The sequence below is a fragment of the Croceitalea dokdonensis DOKDO 023 genome, from assembly GCF_001306415.1.
GTDB classification, from domain to species: domain Bacteria; phylum Bacteroidota; class Bacteroidia; order Flavobacteriales; family Flavobacteriaceae; genus Croceitalea; species Croceitalea dokdonensis.
The window spans coordinates 200,336-216,329 of sequence record NZ_LDJX01000005.1 but is presented as its reverse complement, the minus strand read 5'-3'; the positions used below and the strand labels follow the sequence as shown (position 1 = coordinate 216,329).

Annotated in this window: 9 protein-coding genes and 1 tRNA gene; 2 read left to right on the top strand and 8 right to left on the bottom strand. The window is 42.6% G+C overall.

The features are described from left to right. Positions 1-9: 9 nt before the first annotated feature. Positions 10-3,123, bottom strand: a complete 3,114-nt coding sequence (locus I595_RS11840; RefSeq protein WP_054559642.1) for a TAT-variant-translocated molybdopterin oxidoreductase — start codon at positions 3,121-3,123, stop codon at positions 10-12. Positions 3,124-3,154: 31 nt separating this feature from the next. After that, a complete protein-coding gene (locus tag I595_RS11835; protein WP_054559641.1) occupies positions 3,155-4,513 on the bottom strand; it encodes a c-type cytochrome in 1,359 nt (452 codons plus the stop codon). Between the two features lie 315 nt (positions 4,514-4,828). Here I595_RS11835 and I595_RS11830 point away from each other — a divergent pair, with 315 nt between their 5' ends. Further along, the gene (locus I595_RS11830) at positions 4,829-5,200 is read left to right on the top strand and encodes an SPOR domain-containing protein (protein WP_054559640.1); all 372 of its coding nucleotides are present in this window, start codon (positions 4,829-4,831) and stop codon (positions 5,198-5,200) included. A 48-nt stretch (positions 5,201-5,248) separates the two neighbouring features. Here I595_RS11830 and infB read toward each other — a convergent pair whose 3' ends face one another. From infB to I595_RS11810, 4 genes are all read right to left on the bottom strand, one after another. After that, positions 5,249-7,990, bottom strand: a complete 2,742-nt coding sequence (infB, locus tag I595_RS11825; RefSeq protein WP_054559639.1) for a translation initiation factor IF-2 — start codon at positions 7,988-7,990, stop codon at positions 5,249-5,251. Between the two features lie 42 nt (positions 7,991-8,032). Further along, entirely contained in the window at positions 8,033-9,265 is a 1,233-nt protein-coding gene (gene nusA / locus I595_RS11820) for a transcription termination factor NusA (protein ID WP_054559638.1), read from the bottom strand. A 12-nt stretch (positions 9,266-9,277) separates the two neighbouring features. Beyond that, positions 9,278-9,745, bottom strand: a complete 468-nt coding sequence (gene rimP, locus I595_RS11815) for a ribosome assembly cofactor RimP (protein WP_054559637.1) — start codon at positions 9,743-9,745, stop codon at positions 9,278-9,280. A 468-nt stretch (positions 9,746-10,213) separates the two neighbouring features. Beyond that, positions 10,214-10,285 (bottom strand) — tRNA-Gln (locus I595_RS11810). A 188-nt stretch (positions 10,286-10,473) separates the two neighbouring features. Between I595_RS11810 and I595_RS11805 the strand changes: the two genes are divergently transcribed. After that, positions 10,474-13,827, top strand: a complete 3,354-nt coding sequence (locus tag I595_RS11805; RefSeq protein ID WP_054559636.1) for a glycosyltransferase family 117 protein — start codon at positions 10,474-10,476, stop codon at positions 13,825-13,827. A 525-nt stretch (positions 13,828-14,352) separates the two neighbouring features. Here the strand turns inward: I595_RS11805 and I595_RS11800 are convergent. Further along, entirely contained in the window at positions 14,353-14,649 is a 297-nt protein-coding gene (locus tag I595_RS11800) for a thioredoxin family protein (protein ID WP_054559635.1), read from the bottom strand. A 91-nt stretch (positions 14,650-14,740) separates the two neighbouring features. Next, complete coding sequence (locus tag I595_RS11795) at positions 14,741-15,967, bottom strand: metallophosphoesterase (RefSeq protein ID WP_054559634.1); 1,227 nt, start codon at positions 15,965-15,967, stop codon at positions 14,741-14,743. Positions 15,968-15,994: the final 27 nt, after the last annotated feature.

The following is a 15,994-nucleotide window of genomic DNA, read 5'->3' as shown; positions in this document are numbered from 1 at the left end:
ATTCGTTGGTTATGCTTCGTTTGTATTTCTCACTTTAACGTGATAGAAAACATTTGGTTTGGTACCTACGTGCTCCAATAAATGATACATTCTGTCATCTTTCTTCAACACTGCCACTTTACTTTCCTCATCATTGATGTCTCCAAAAACAATGGCTCCACTGCTACAGGCTGATGAGCAAGCTGTTTGGAACTCCCCATCTTTTATTGGGCGGCCCTCACGCTTGGCATCCAATATGGTCTTTTGGGTCATCTGTATGCACATAGAGCATTTTTCCATTACCCCTCTGGAACGTACGTTCACATCTGGGTTTACGACCATTTTACCAAGGTCATTATTCATATGGTAATCAAACTCATCATTATTATTGTACAGGAACCAATTGAAGCGCCTTACCTTGTAGGGACAGTTATTAGCACAATACCTGGTGCCCACACAACGGTTGTAAGCCATATGGTTTTGACCCTGTCTACTGTGTACGGTTGCCGCAACCGGGCAGACTGTTTCACAAGGAGCGTGGTTGCAGTGCTGGCACATTACCGGCTGAAAAGCCACTTGTGGGTTTTCCGCAGGGTCCTCCATTTCACCAAAACCACCCAAAGAACCTGTTTCTCCCCAAAGTCCGTCTAAATTGTCCTTCTTTTCATTATCGCCTTCAAAACTATCCTCGGACGAGTAGTACCTATCTATACGCAACCAGTGCATGTCCCTAGAACGACGCACTTCTTCCTTACCAACTACAGGCACATTGTTCTCTGCATGACAAGCTATGACACATGCCCCGCATCCCGTGCAAGCATTTAAATCTATGGAAAGGTTAAAATGATGCCCTATGGAACGGTCAAACTCTGCCCAAAGGTCTACCGAATTGGCTGGCACCTCTTGATGGTCCAACGATACCTGGGGAACATGGTTCCATTCCGCATGGTCCTTGGTATTAAATATTTCGAGCGTGGTTTCCTTGATGATGTCCCCACGTCCCATTAACGTATTATGCAGCTGAACGCAAGCAAACTCATGAATACCGTCTACTTTAGATATGCTGGCAGACTGGACATTGTTAAAATCTTTATACACAGGATACGCATTAACACCTACCTGCATTTCATCCTTCATGCCTGCTGTTTTACCATAACCTAAGGCCATACCAATGGTTCCCTTAGCTTGGCCCGGCTGAATGATTACGGGAACATTCTCCAAGGTCACCCCATCCACCGTTAGATTCACCTTACTACCATCCAACCCTCCGTTGGCAACATTGTAATTTTCCAGCCCCAAATCCGCTGCATCCGCTTTTGACACGGTAACGTAGTTATCCCATGAAACCCTTGTGATTGGGTCTGGAAATTCTTGCAACCAAGGATTACTTGCCTGTTTACCGTCTCCCAAACCTACTTTGGTATACAACATCAGTTCCATTCCTGTACTAGTGGCATTGGCCAGGGAACGTAAAGCAGAAGCCAAATTGTCCTGCGTACCAGTCGTTTCTGTTTCCTCTGACTCTTCAGACACTTCCGCAGAGCTGGGAGTCATTGATGAAGCATCCACAAAAACCCCATCTTGCAACGTCTTATTCCAACTTGTGCCGTTTAATATATTAGCTGACCAATGGTTTTTGATGGTATCATAATAGTTCGCATCACTTCCCATCCACTTGAGTAGACAAGCGGCGAACTGGCGGGTGTCAAACAACTCCCGTATCGTAGGCTGCATTAAACTATAGTGCCCTTTTTTCATTTCCACATCCCCCCAGGATTCTAAATAATGGGAAGCCGCAGCCACATAATCTACCGCCTGGGCAGTTTCATCAAAATTAAAGGAACAACTTACAGAAACACCTACCTTTCCAAGTCCCTCAACAAAATCTGCGGCATTGGGTAGCGTGTACATTGGATTAACGCCATCCACCAAAAGCACTCCAACTCGGCCTGCTTTCATATCGGCAACCAACTTATTCACCTTAGCCGTACTTCCCTGTCTTACATATTTGGGCTGTTCCGCATCAAAGGCCTTACTTTGTAACATTTGATTGATGGCAATCACCACAGATTGTGCATTTATATCATCAAGACCACAAACCACTACTGCCTTGCTACCGGCTCTTTTAATCTCGGCCGCAAGTTGGCCAACTACGCCATCCACATCGGAGCTGCCACCACCAACATTGGTACCGTTTAACTTTCCATACAATTTGGCCAGTGCCAATTTTATCTGGCTAGGCTTCATGGGTATACGTCTATCGGCATTTGCGCCGGTCAGGGACATATTGGCTTCTATCTGGATATGACGGGACATTTTACCGTTCGTTGGAACGCGACCCTTTGTATATCCTGTATCATAACCCCCTCCTTGCCAATCGCTAAGAAAATCTGCAGCAAAGGATACGATAACATCGGCTTGTTCAAAATCATAATCTGCCAGCGCCCTTTCACCATAGGCCATTTCAAAGGCCGTTAACGCTGCATCCTCAGATACGGCATCATAGGTTACGTGGTTTACGTTGGGATAGGTTGAAGAAAAGTCCCCTACCAACTTGGCCATTGACGGGCTTGCATAGGTCTGTGTGAGCAAGGCAATTTGTTTTCCTGAAGCAGCTGCGGCTTTTAGTCCGCTGATAACCTTAGCATCCAGTTCTTCCCAAGTTGCCGGATTTTCACCTGCCATTGGGCCTTGAACCCTAGTGCTGTCATATAATGATAATACAGAGGCGTTCACACGGGCATTGGCACCACCATTGACTTTGGCGGAAACATTATTCTCTATTTTTATAGGGCGTCCTTCTCTAGTTTTGATCAACACACTGGCAAAATCAAAACCATCGGCAATGGTAGTAGCATAATAACTAGCAACCCCAGGTACAATATTTTCTGGTTGTATTACATACGGAATAGACCTTTTTACAGGACCCTCACAAGCCGCCAACGAGGCTGCCGCCGTGCTAAATCCAATATACTTTAAGAAGTCCCTTCTATTCGTAGATGATGCCTCCAAATTTTCTTTATCCCCGAGAAACTCGTCTACCGGAATCTGTTCCGTAAACTCATTCTGCTTCAACGCCTCAACAATGGAATCGTTCGGATTGAGTTCCGCTTCGCTTTTCCAGTACTTTTTGTTTGATGCCATACGTTTTATTGAAATAACTTCTTAAATTCTATTAATAGTGACATTTACCACATTCCAATCCGCCCATCTGCGCTGCAGTTAACTTGTCCACACCATACTTCTTGGAGAGTTCGGCATGGATTTTTTCATAGTAGCCATTGTCCGCAACCTGAACCTCGGTTTCACGGTGACAATTGATACACCACCCCATGGTCAATGGCGAATATTGGTACATAATTTCCATTTCCTCTACAGGACCGTGACAAGTTTGACACTCAATCTTACCCACCGTAACATGCTGGGAATGGTTGAAATATGCAAAATCTGGAAGGTTGTGTATTCTTACCCACTCCACGGGTTGCGATTCTCCGGTATACTTTTGGTTTTCCTCGTCCCATCCAACGGCTTTGTACAACTTCTTGATTTCCTTTGTATAGAACTCATTGGTGTATCCGTTGGCCAAATCCTCTGCACTTGGCCCTTCTGGGTTTCCTTTGTACTCATAAATGGATTTATGGCAGTTCATACAAACATTCAATGACGGAATTCCGGAATGTTTGGATACCCTGGCGGATGAATGGCAATATTTACATTCTATCTTATTGTCGCCAGCATGGATTTTATGGGAATAATGGATGGGCTGCACTGGTGCGTAGCCTTGGTCTACCCCTATTTGGGACATCCAACTGTAAGCACCGTAGGCACTGCCCAACAACAGGGCAATCACTGTGCAGAACACCAAAAATTGATTCTGCGCAAAAGCTTTCCAGATGGGTGTGCGCTTTTCTGCTTGCGCCTTCACCATTTCCACCCCATTGGCTTCCGCTATGCGGCGAAGCGTATTGTTCACCAAAATAAGCATCACCACCAGCAGTCCAAAAACCAATGCCAAAGCTCCCAAGATAACTTCGTTGGAAATACCGCCAACTTGACCCCCTGCAGGAACTTCACCCCCAGGAACGGCAGCAACAACAGCTGGAGCTGGTGGCGGTGCCGCTGTGTACGCAAGGATATTGTCTATATCTGCATTAGACAACGTTGGGAAAGCCGTCATTGCGGCCCCATTGTATTCGTTATAAATTTTGTTAGCGTACGCATCTCCGGAAGCAATCATTCCTGCACTGTTGCGAATCCAAGAGTACAACCACTCTTTATCCAGCCCCTCCTCCTCGTACAACCTGGTTTCCACATTGGCCAACGCGGGACCGGTCATTTTTCTATTTAAGGCATGACATGCTGCACAATTCTGATTGAAGAGCTGTTTTCCAGCAACAGGATCCCCACCCAAATCCGGAGTGGCCTCCGCAGCCTCTTCCTGAGCGGACAGTGGATTGGATAAGAGCAATAGGAACAACCCCACAAACAGGGCTTGAAATCTTAATGTCGAAACTTGGCTAAAAAGCTTTTTCATCTGCTACCTCATATTATTAAAACGCCTAAAATGACAATGGTCATTTTTTTGACTGAAAAAAATCCTTAATTATCAATTGAAAGCTAATCCCTTTGCTTTCAGATTTTTGGCACGGTTTTCCCTTATTTTAGGATAGAAATAAAGTTCTACGTTGCGCCAAATTGCTGACAAAAATACGACACATTAGCGTTTTTTTAGAGACAGAACGGGCGGTTGCAATTAATTTATAATTATTCTAAATAACTTACAGAGCTTTTGTTTAAGGATAAAAATCTACTTTTGTATTCCATGTTTACGACTACTAAAAACAAAACTATGAAACCCCTTGTTTTACTTGCTGTTTTCCTCCTAACAGCATTCAATGCCCTTGGTCAGGAAGGCACTGTTACCATTGAACAAGAGCCAAAAATCAATGAAGTCATCAAACTCTATAAAAAGGTCAACGAAAAACGAACCTATTACCAAATACAAGTTGGATTTGGTGGTGCCAGCAAAGCGGAACGACTAAAATCTGAGGTTGAAACAGATTTTCCCGGTCTATACACCAAAATAGAATTTCAAGAACCCACGTATCGCGTACGGTTAGGAAAATTCTATGACCGTTTGGAAGCTGATAGGAAATTTATTGAGGTTCGGAAAAAATACCCTGAGGCAATGCTCCTTACCATTGATAAGGATGAAGACTAAAAAATCCCCCAAATTGGGGGATTTTTTAAATATGTCATAAAAGCTTATTTACAACTTTTTCTTTACGGCCACCTCTTGGAAAGCTTCTACAATGTCATCAATTTTAATGTCGTTATAGTTTTTCACTTGTAGACCGCAATCATATCCTTTGGATACTTCTTTCACATCGTCTTTAAAACGTTTTAGGGATGCCAACACCCCGGTATAGATAACCACACCATCACGGATAAGGCGAATTTGGGAGTTTCTGAATATCTTCCCATTGGTCACCATACACCCGGCAATGGTACCAATTTTGGAAATTTTAAAGGTCTCCCGGATTTCTGCCGTACCTGTAATTTCCTCTTTCATCTCTGGAGAAAGCATGCCTTCCATGGCATCCTTTAAGTCATTGATAGCATCATATATAATGGAATACATTCTGATGTCTATCTCCTCCTTATCCGCGATATCCCGGGCATTGCCCATTGGCCTAACGTTAAATCCTATAATAATGGCATCTGACGCACTGGCCAATAAAACATCGGATTCAGTTATCGCACCCACCGCTTTGTGGATGATGTTTACCTGAATTTCATCTGTGGACAGTTTTTGGAACGAATCTGTTAACGCTTCAACGGAACCATCAACATCACCCTTTAAAATAATATTCAGCTCTTGGAAATCGCCCAAGGCAATACGCCTTCCAATTTCATCAAGCGTAATATGGCGTTGTGTTCTTACGGATTGCTCGCGTTGCAGCTGTGAGCGTTTGGACGCAATGGATTTGGCCTCCTTTTCATCCTCTAGCACATTAAACTTATCCCCTGCTTGCGGGGCACCATCCAAACCTAATATGGAAATTGGCGTGGCTGGACCCGCTTTTTTTATGTTCTTACCGCGCTCATCTTGCATGGCCTTAACCTTACCACTACAAGTCCCGGCCAACACATAATCGCCAATTTTCAAGGTTCCCGCTTGTACCAAAATGGTACTCACATAACCCCGGCCCTTATCCAAAAATGCTTCTACTACGGTTCCGGTAGCCAATTTGTCCGGGTTGGCCTTTAGTTCCAGCAACTCTGCCTCCAACAAGACCTTTTCCAATAAGTCTTTTACACCTGCACCAGTTTTCGCAGAAATATCATGGGATTGGATTTTGCCCCCCCAATCTTCTACCAATAAATTCATCTGTGCCAGTCCTTCCTTAATCTTGTCAGGATTTGCCGTTGGCCGGTCTATTTTATTTATAGCAAACACAATGGGCACACCAGCAGCTTGTGCATGACTAATGGCCTCCTTGGTTTGTGGCATAATATCATCATCCGCAGCAATAACGATTATAGCGATATCGGTTACCTGGGCACCACGTGCACGCATGGCGGTGAAGGCTTCGTGACCCGGAGTATCCAAAAAGGTAATTTGCTGCCCTTTTTCCAAGGTAACCCCATAGGCTCCAATATGTTGGGTAATACCGCCGCTTTCACCAGCTATGACGTTTTCTTCGCGTATGTAATCCAATAACGAGGTTTTACCATGGTCCACATGTCCCATTACGGTGACAATTGGCGCCCTGGGCTTAAGGTCTTCTGGATTGTCTTCCTCCACCTCAATAGCCTCTTCAATATCCGCTGTTATAAACTCTACCTCATAACCAAACTCCTCGGCTACAATGGACAAAGTCTCTGCATCCAAACGTTGGTTCATGGTGACCATCATGCCTAACGACATACAGGCAGAGATAATTTCCGTAGTAGAAACGTTCATCATTGTGGCCATTTCGTTGGCCGTAACAAATTCGGTCACCTTTAACAACTTGCTTTCCAGTTCTTGTTGCTCTAGGTCTTTCTCTGTCTGCTCACGGTGCTGGTCCCGTTTATTTCTTCTATATTTTGCCCCTTTGCCTTTACTGGATTTCCCTTGAAGTTTTTCTAGGGTCTCCCGCACTTGACGTTGCACTTCTTCCTCGGTAGGCTCTACTTTTGGCGCATTGGAACGCTGGCCGCTTCGGCGACCGTCATTACCACGGCTTCTATCATTCCTGCCTTTTGGATTAGCTCCGGTATTACTGACAATACGTCTTCTTCTCTTTTTGCGGTCTGTGGAAGAAGCATCATCTTTTTTGGCATCTTCCTTCTTCTTCTTAGGCTTATTGAACTTACTTAGGTCAATTTTATCACCCGTAATCTTGGGGCCTGATAATTTCTGGTATTTTGTCTCAATAGTCTCTGGTTCTGTGGGAGAATCCGAAACCGCAGTCTCTTCTTTTGGAGCAACTGTTTCCTTTTTGGCCTCTACCGGCTTAACCTCATCAGGTTTTTTAGGTACTGCCACCTCTTCCTTAACCGCAGTGTCTGTCTTGGCAGCTTCCTCTTTGGCTTCTTCTTTTTTGGCTACAACCTTAGGTGCTTCTTTAGGCTCCTCTTTTTTCTCTACAGGTTTTTTGCCGTCCAAATCTATTTTTCCAACTGTTTTTGGACCAGCCAGCTCTACCTTGCCCTTAATGACCTCGGCAGCAGCCTGTCTTTTTTCACGCGCAAGACGTCTTTCTTCCTGCTCCCGCTCAATCTGTAGGCGAAGTTCTTCCTTCTCCTTCATCTTCTCCTCGGCAACTTCTTTGGAGGCGACTTTCTTACTTTTGTCCGTCTGAAATTCGTCCAGCAAGACTTGATATACCTCGTCACTGATTTTCGTAGTTGGCCTTGCTTCAATTTCATGCCCTTTGGACACCAAATGGTCAACAGCCCGATCCAGTGAGATATTCAACTCTCTTAGAACCTTATTTAATCTTATTGTTGGATTTCCTGCCATAAAAACTTTGCTGCACCGCAATTAACGGTGCTAATATATACTTTAATCTTCAAATTCGGCTTTGAGAATCCTAACGACCTCATTGACCGTTTCGTCCTCTAAATCCGTACGTTTTATTAAGTCTGCCACATCCTGCTCTAGTACACTGCGGGCGGTATCTAAACCTATCTTCTTAAACTCCTCTATGATCCAGCTATCGATTTCATCGGAGAATTCCGTTAATTCCACATCTTCTTCAACACCTTCCCTGAACACATCTATCTCATAACCAGTCAATTGTCCTGCCAACCTAATATTATGGCCACCCCGTCCTATAGCCTTGGAAACTTCTTCAGGTTTTAGGTACACTTGCGCGGTCATTTTCTCGTCGTTGAGCTTTACACTGGACACCCTTGCAGGACTCAATGCCCTGGTCACCATTAACTGCGGGTTTGCCGTCCAGTTGATCACATCAATATTTTCATTGCCCAATTCCCTTACAATACCATGAATCCTTGAACCCTTCATACCCACACAGGCACCAACAGGGTCTATACGATCATCATAAGAATCAACGGCCACCTTGGCCTTTTCCCCTGGGATCCGTACTGCCTTCTTAATGGTAATCAACCCGTCAAACACTTCCGGTATTTCTTGGAAGAACAATTGCTCTAAAAATTTGGGCGATGTTCTGGACATAATAATGGAAGGTTTGGCACCTTTAAGTTCCACACTGTCTATGATACCCCTTACATTATCTCCTTTCCTGAAAAAATCCGAAGGTATCTGTCTTTCCTTGGGTAATATAATTTCATTGCCCTCATCATCCAGCAAAATAATTGCTTTATGCCTAATGTGGTGCACCTCGGCCGTATAAATCTCGCCCTCTAGATCTTTAAATTGTTTGTAAATAGTGGTATTGTCATGTTCATGAATTTTAGAAATCAAATTCTGACGCAATGCCAAAATTGCACGACGCCCCAAATCCATAAGCTTTACCTCTTCCGAAACATCTTCACCTACTTCAAAATCTGGCTCAATTTTTCGGGCATCGGACAATGAAATCTCCTCATTGGGTTCTTCCACCTCTCCATCTTCAACGACAATACGATTTCTCCAAATTTCCAAATCCCCTTTATCAGGATTTATGATAATGTCAAAATTATCATCGGAACCAAATTTCTTCTTTAGGGCACTTCTGAAAACTTCTTCCAAAATTGCCATTAGGGTTACCCTATCAATAAACTTATCATCCTTAAATTCCGAAAAGGATTCAATAAGCGCCATGTTTTCCATTGTGGTCTTCCTTTAAAATTTTAATACAACTTTTGCCTCTTTTATATCAGAAAAAGCGATTTCTTTCTTTTTCTGCACCGTGTGTTTTCCCTTACCTACAGGCTTAGGTTCCCTTGCTTTCCATTCTAATGCAATCATTTCACTAGCCGCATCCGCAAGGGTAAGTTTGCCTTCAAAAATGCCATCTTCCGTGCATATCTCTAAGGTCCGTCCCAAATTTTTTGGATATTGCCTAAACAATACTAACGGTGCCGCCGCTCCTGCTGATGTCACTTCAAGGGAAAAATCCTGTTCTTCCCTATCCAGATTGTGCTCTATGGCGCGGCTTACCTCCATGCAGTCCTTAAGATTTACCCCGTCATCGCCGTCCAAAACCACTTTGATCTTATTGTCTGCCCCTACCGAAAATGCAAGCAAAAACAAATCTTTGCGTTGTTCCAGGGCTTGTTCCAGTAGTTCAGAGACCTTTTCCTTAAACATTAAAATCAAATAATAAAAGAGGGGACTCAAAGTCCCCTCATGAATACTAATTATTCGTTCAGTGATGCAAATATACGATAATTCTATTGTTTACAAAACGCGCTAATAGTTTATGAAAATTAATAAATAAGCACTGTCTGATTTACAATTCACTTCGTGTTCAAGCAATAATAACGTCCTAAACACTTTACACAAAATTTTCAACAATCAACATGGCAACTAAAATCACCTAATGGAAATTTATTTACCTCGTTGGCCCACTAGGACTCCTCTCGGCTGCGCTCAGGATAAACTTCTCGTCCCATTCGCGCAAAAAAAATCCAACAACTGCAATCAGCTATTGGAAATTTATTAACCTCGTTGGCCCACTAGGACTCCCTTGGTCTACGCTCAGGATAAACTTCTCGTCCCTTTCGCGCAAAAAAAATCCAACAACAGCAATCAGCTATTGGAAATTTATTAACCTCGTTGGCCCACTAGGACTCGAACCTAGAACGACTGGACCAAAACCAGCTGTGTTGCCAATTACACCATGGGCCATTACCTAATTCCTACCTGGTGTTGCGGTAAGAGCGTGCAAATTTAAAACAAACTTTTATACAGACAAATATTTTTAAATAGAATTGAGCGGATAATTGGACGGCCACCGTGTTAAAGGTTTGAAAAAAATAAAGTAAGGTGTCTCATTTATTTGGTATTTTCGCCCCAACCAGTAAAGGAACCCGTACATGTTTGCGAAAGATTTTAATAAATGGGATACCATTCTAGGGTGGACTGCTTTTTCCATAGCTTTAATTACCTATTTAATTACCGTTGAACCTACTGGCAGTTTCTGGGATGCTGGCGAGTACATAACCACTTCTGCCAATTTACAAGTTGGCCACCCGCCGGGAGCACCCTTACTACAAATGATTGGTGCCTTTTTTGCAATGTTCGCTTTTGAAAATGGGCAAATTGCACGCATGGTAAATACCGTCTCCGGGGTGTCCAGTGCCTTTACCATTTTATTCTTGTTCTGGACCATCACCAATATTGGCAAAAAATTGGTAGGCAAACAAGCCACTTTATCCAACGGCAATGCCATGGCCATACTAGGCAGTGGATTGGTAGGATCTTTGGCGTTTACGTTTTCCGATAGCTTCTGGTTCAACGCCGTAGAAACAGAGGTGTATGCCATGGCCAGTTTAATTATGGCGCTTTTGCTATGGTTGGGTCTTAAATGGACAGATAATTTGGATGACCCCAGAGGCAACAGATGGTTGCTTTTAATTTGTTTTGTGATTGGCCTTACCTTTGGAGTCCAATTTATGGGCTTTTTGGCCATACCTTCCATTGGGCTTTTGTACTACTTTAAAAAGTATAAAAAAGTAACCGTTAAGAATTTTATCATTGCCAATGCCTTGGTTGTTGGCATCCTTATGTTGGTCTATAAATTTTCGCTCACCTACATTTTAAAGGTGTTTGGTTGGAGCGAGGTGTTTTTTGTAAATGAAATTGGACTGCCATTTAATTCTGGTACAATTATCATGGGGCTTGCGTTTATTGCCGTTTTTTTCTTTGCCCTCCGATACACCCGCAAAAACAATTATTACCACGCCAATACCATTGTGCTTTGCTTTATGTTCTTGATTTTAGGTTTTTCCTCATGGCTAATGCTTCCCATTAGGGCAAATAGCCAAACCGTGGTGAACGAGAACAATCCAGAAGATGCCAGGTCACTTTTGGCCTACTACAACAGGGAACAGTACCCAGGGGTGGAAAGCCCTTTTTACGGCGCTTACTATTCCAACGCATTTGCCGGTCCCGGTGAAGATATAGATGACAAACCTAAGTATGAAAAAGATGAAAAGCTTGGCAAATATGTCATCGTCAATTATTACGAGGATGCCATGCAAGGCCCAAACAAAAAGCACGTAGGCATACTGCCACGACTTTGGAGTGAACAGCACGCAGAAAACTATATGCGTTATTTTGGGCGATTGGATTTTAAAATTAAATCAGAATACATATCAGAAAGCCAACTAAGGGATGCCGTGGCTCGCTTTAGACAAATGGATGCCCAGGGTGATATTGACACCGAACAATATCTGGAATTTCTTAACCAGTTTAGTGATTATATTGATGTCTTGCCCCCAACATTGATGGACAACATCAAATACATGTTCGAATTTCAATTTGGATACATGTACATGCGATACTTTATGTGGAACTTTGTTGGCCGGCAAAATGATGTACAAGGAAGGTATGACGAAAACGGGCACTGGTTGAGCGGCATCAAGGTCATAGACCAGATTTTTCTGGGAAGCCAAGAAAACCTTCCTACCGAGGTATTGGAGAATAAAGCCAGAAACACCTACTTCTTCCTTCCATTGCTCTTGGGCATTATAGGCCTCGTATTTCTTATCTCCAAAGACCCCAAAAAGTTTTGGGTATTGTTTGTTTTTTTTATGTTTACCGGTATTGCCATCCAGTTCTACACCAACCCTTATATTTTCCAACCTAGGGAACGGGACTATTCCTTGGTAGGGTCCTTTTATATCTTTGCCATTTGGATCGGGCTTGGGGTGTATGGACTTTTTGAAGAGGTAAAAAAACTCCTTAAACCTAAGATGGCAGCACCATTGACCACTCTTGTGTGTTTGGCTGCAGTACCCCTTTTAATGGCTTTCCAGAATTGGGACGACCATGACCGCTCTGGAAGATATACGGCAAAATCCAGTGCTAAGGCATACCTTTCCTCTACCCAAAAAGATGTAGGTGCTATTTTGTTTACCATTGGGGACAACGATACTTTCCCGCTATGGTATGCGCAGGACATTGAAAAATTTAGGACAGACGTGCGGGTGGTAAACACCAGTTTATTTGCCACGGATTGGTACATTGACCAAATGAAACGTAAAGCTTATGACAGTGACCCCATTCCGTCCCAACTTACCCATGACAAATACCGCTACGGCACCAGAGATGCGGTATATTATCAAGAGGTAACGGATAGCCGTTGGAACATAAAGGATTTCATGAACTGGATTGGCAGTGATAAACCACAAACCAAGTTCAAAAGCCTTTTTGAGAAACAGGGCCGTGATATTAGCGCATACCCCAAAAGCACCCAAGAAATTGTGTATTACCCTACCAATAAGATTAGGATACCCGTAAACAAACAAAACGTACTGGAAAGCGGATTGGTAAAACCTGAGGATGCAGATTTAATATTGGATTATATAGACATTGACCTGCCAAAAAGTGCCCTGCCCAAAAATCGTATTTTAATGTTGGATATTATTGCCAACAACGATTGGAAGCGGCCTATCTATTTTTCTGGTGGAAGTTTTGATGCAGCAGAATATATTTGGATGAAAGAGTACTTGCAGTTAGATGGCCTTGTTTACAAATTGGTCCCCATAAAAACAAAAAATGCCTCACCTTTTGAAATGGGAAGGATAGACTCAGACCTCATGTACAATATAGTTAAGGATTGGGAATGGGGCAACTCTTCCAGCTCTGAGATTTACCATGATCCACAAACACGTTCCCAGGGACTATCTTTTAGAAGCAACCTTGCTAGGCTTATGGAGCAGCTATTAGAAGAGGAGAAAATTGAAAAAGCAAAGGACATTATAGACATTGCCATGACCCATATTCCATTTGAGCATTATGGCTTTTATGCTTTTGTGGAACCATACGTGGATGGCTATTACAAAGTAGGTGAACAACAAAAAGCGCGTGAACTTTTTGAAAAGTTAAGAACCATTTATCAAGAGCGGCTCACTTATTACGCCAGTGCTCCGCGTGATCAGCAGTATGACCGTTTGGATGATATCCTAAGCGATATGGAAGCCTACCGCAGGAACATTGATATCCTCATCAGAAATAAGGATAGGGAGTATGCGGAAAGTCAAACCTTAATTTTCAATGAGTACATAGATAAGTTTCAACACTTTATCGGGGAAGAGGACCAAGAATATTTGGGACAACCAGATTTTAGCAATCCTGATTTAAAAGATTCCCTGCCCATAAATACGGATAGTATTCCAAAGGATAGTATACCGGCTATGGTTCCTGCAGAAACAGAAATGAATTAGCGCCTATTTAGGTTGATGTCATTGGAATCATTATCCCTTTTTTTTGCAGGCTTTAATACGAATATTTAGAGCTTAACCTTAGTACCGTTTTTAGGATTCAAAGAAAAAGGGAGTAAAGAGGCACACAACAAATAATCGATAACAATTTTTACGGACCCTTAAGAAATACCGGTTTTTACACCAAGGCATATAGGGGTACAGCAAACGCGATAGAAGTTATGGTTCATCTGCCTGCTATTCGTTAAAGCCGATAAGGATACTAAGCTTGCAGACCAGAGATAAACCAAAAAGACCAGCAATACCGCAACAGGCTGCGGATAACGGTTACTTGAAAGTTTAAATGTACCTATTGTACATTTTGATGAAAATTCGTCAATTCGAGTGATTTTTTGATAGGAAGTATCGGAAAATAGTAACGAGAATCAGAATTTTAGGATTATAACCTTGTTCTCGATACTTTTTCTTCCAGAAAAAACTCGAACTGACGGTTTTAAATCTTAAAAGTATTCAAAATGCACAACGGGCTTAAATGTATTCGTTAAGGATACCAATCAGCGTATTGGCGTCCTGTTCACCACTTTGGCGCCACACCATTTCGCCCCGCTTATAAATCATTAACGTTGGTAATCCCTTTATCCGTAAAGCTTGGGAAAGCTCTTTGTTTTTCTCAACATCTATTTTAATGACTTTGCCTTTATCCCCAAGTGCTGCGGCAACATCGCGAAGAACAGGATGCATGGAGGTAGATTGTTCATTCCAATCTGCGTAAAAATCAAGGAGCACTGGAATGTTTAGGTCAATAAGCTCACCAAATTTGGACATGGTAAATAGGTTATTGTTCTTATCAAAAGTAAGAAAAAATGTTAAAGCAACCCATCGGCTGCGTTCCACGCCATGGGTATCGCCGTTAAATTCAAGTTAAACCTTTCTTCTTTAACGTAATTACCGTAATCTCTGGCCAAATGCCAACCCTTCCTGGATATCCAAGAAAACCAAAGCCCCTGTTGACGTTAATGTATTGACCCATTTCTTTATAAATACCCGCCCAGTAGGTATATCGCCACTTTACCGGGCTCCATTTAATCCAGCCAGGTATCTCCACGCCAAATTGCATACCATGGGTATGGCCGCTTAGGGTTAAATGGAAATGATAATCGTCATGGATGACAACATCTTCCCAGTGGGATGGGTCATGGCTCATTAATATCTTAAAATCGTCCTTGGATATCCCCGCTTTTGCCTTTTCTAGATCACCGGCTTTTTTAAAACCTCCACGTCCCCAGTTCTCCACGCCCAATAAAGCGATGCGCTCACCATCCTTTTCTATATATCGATGCGAATCCAAAATAAGATCGAAACCAATTTCTCGTTGTAAGGCCTTTAAATCCTTTAGATTTTTGGCTTTTTCTTCTTCTGAATCCCAGCCAATATAGTCACCGTAATCATGATTTCCGAGAACGGAATACAGACCATCTTTTGCTTTTAACCTGGCAAACGTACTAGCCCAAGGGACCAGTTCTATGGTCTGGTTGTTCACAAAATCACCCGTAAACAATATTAGATCACTTTGTTGCTCATTGATTAGATCTATTCCGTAGGCTACCTTTTCCGCATCATCTAAGCTTCCACTGTGTATATCTGAGATCTGGGTGATTTTATAGCCGTGAAAAGCATCGGGCAAATCATCAAACTCCAAACTATAACTAAGTACCTTATAGTTGTATTTGCCTTTGTACATACCATACAGTAGGGCCCCAAAAGGCATTGCGGCAATACCAAGTCCCAATACACTTAAAAATCGTCTTCGCGCCGGAATGCCAAACTCTTTTTGGTCCCCAGCTATCTTTTGGTACAATCCGGTGAACAATCTAAAGATATCTTCCCCAAACAAAAAAATGATGGTGATCAAATAAAATGAAAGTGTAGCCAACAAAAAGCCAAAGGCATAACTCTTTGGCCTGCTTAACACCCTACCTTGGTCATCGCCAGTAAACTGGTATAAAAAATTACCGACGACCAATAAGGAAACCACTATGAAAGTATAATGGACCCAAGGAAACCTAGATGCCGTTTTGATGGCCTGTAAAGCATAAAAACCAAGGATTCCGTAAATGGCAACAAAAATAATCCAGCGGAGCATAATACGTTTTTACAAATTTATCCCTTT

Excerpts from the sequence above, each read along its gene's own strand:
- I595_RS11840 (WP_054559642.1), bottom strand. The coding sequence starts at position 3,123 with ATGGCATCAAACAAAAAGTACTGGAAAAGCGAAGCGGAACTCAATCCG.
- I595_RS11835 (WP_054559641.1), bottom strand. The coding sequence starts at position 4,513 with ATGAAAAAGCTTTTTAGCCAAGTTTCGACATTAAGATTTCAAGCCCTG.
- I595_RS11830 (WP_054559640.1), top strand. The coding sequence starts at position 4,829 with ATGAAACCCCTTGTTTTACTTGCTGTTTTCCTCCTAACAGCATTCAAT.
- infB (WP_054559639.1), bottom strand. The coding sequence starts at position 7,990 with ATGGCAGGAAATCCAACAATAAGATTAAATAAGGTTCTAAGAGAGTTG.
- nusA (WP_054559638.1), bottom strand. The coding sequence starts at position 9,265 with ATGGAAAACATGGCGCTTATTGAATCCTTTTCGGAATTTAAGGATGAT.
- rimP (WP_054559637.1), bottom strand. The coding sequence starts at position 9,745 with ATGTTTAAGGAAAAGGTCTCTGAACTACTGGAACAAGCCCTGGAACAA.
- I595_RS11805 (WP_054559636.1), top strand. The coding sequence starts at position 10,474 with ATGTTTGCGAAAGATTTTAATAAATGGGATACCATTCTAGGGTGGACT.
- I595_RS11800 (WP_054559635.1), bottom strand. The coding sequence starts at position 14,649 with ATGTCCAAATTTGGTGAGCTTATTGACCTAAACATTCCAGTGCTCCTT.
- I595_RS11795 (WP_054559634.1), bottom strand. The coding sequence starts at position 15,967 with ATGCTCCGCTGGATTATTTTTGTTGCCATTTACGGAATCCTTGGTTTT.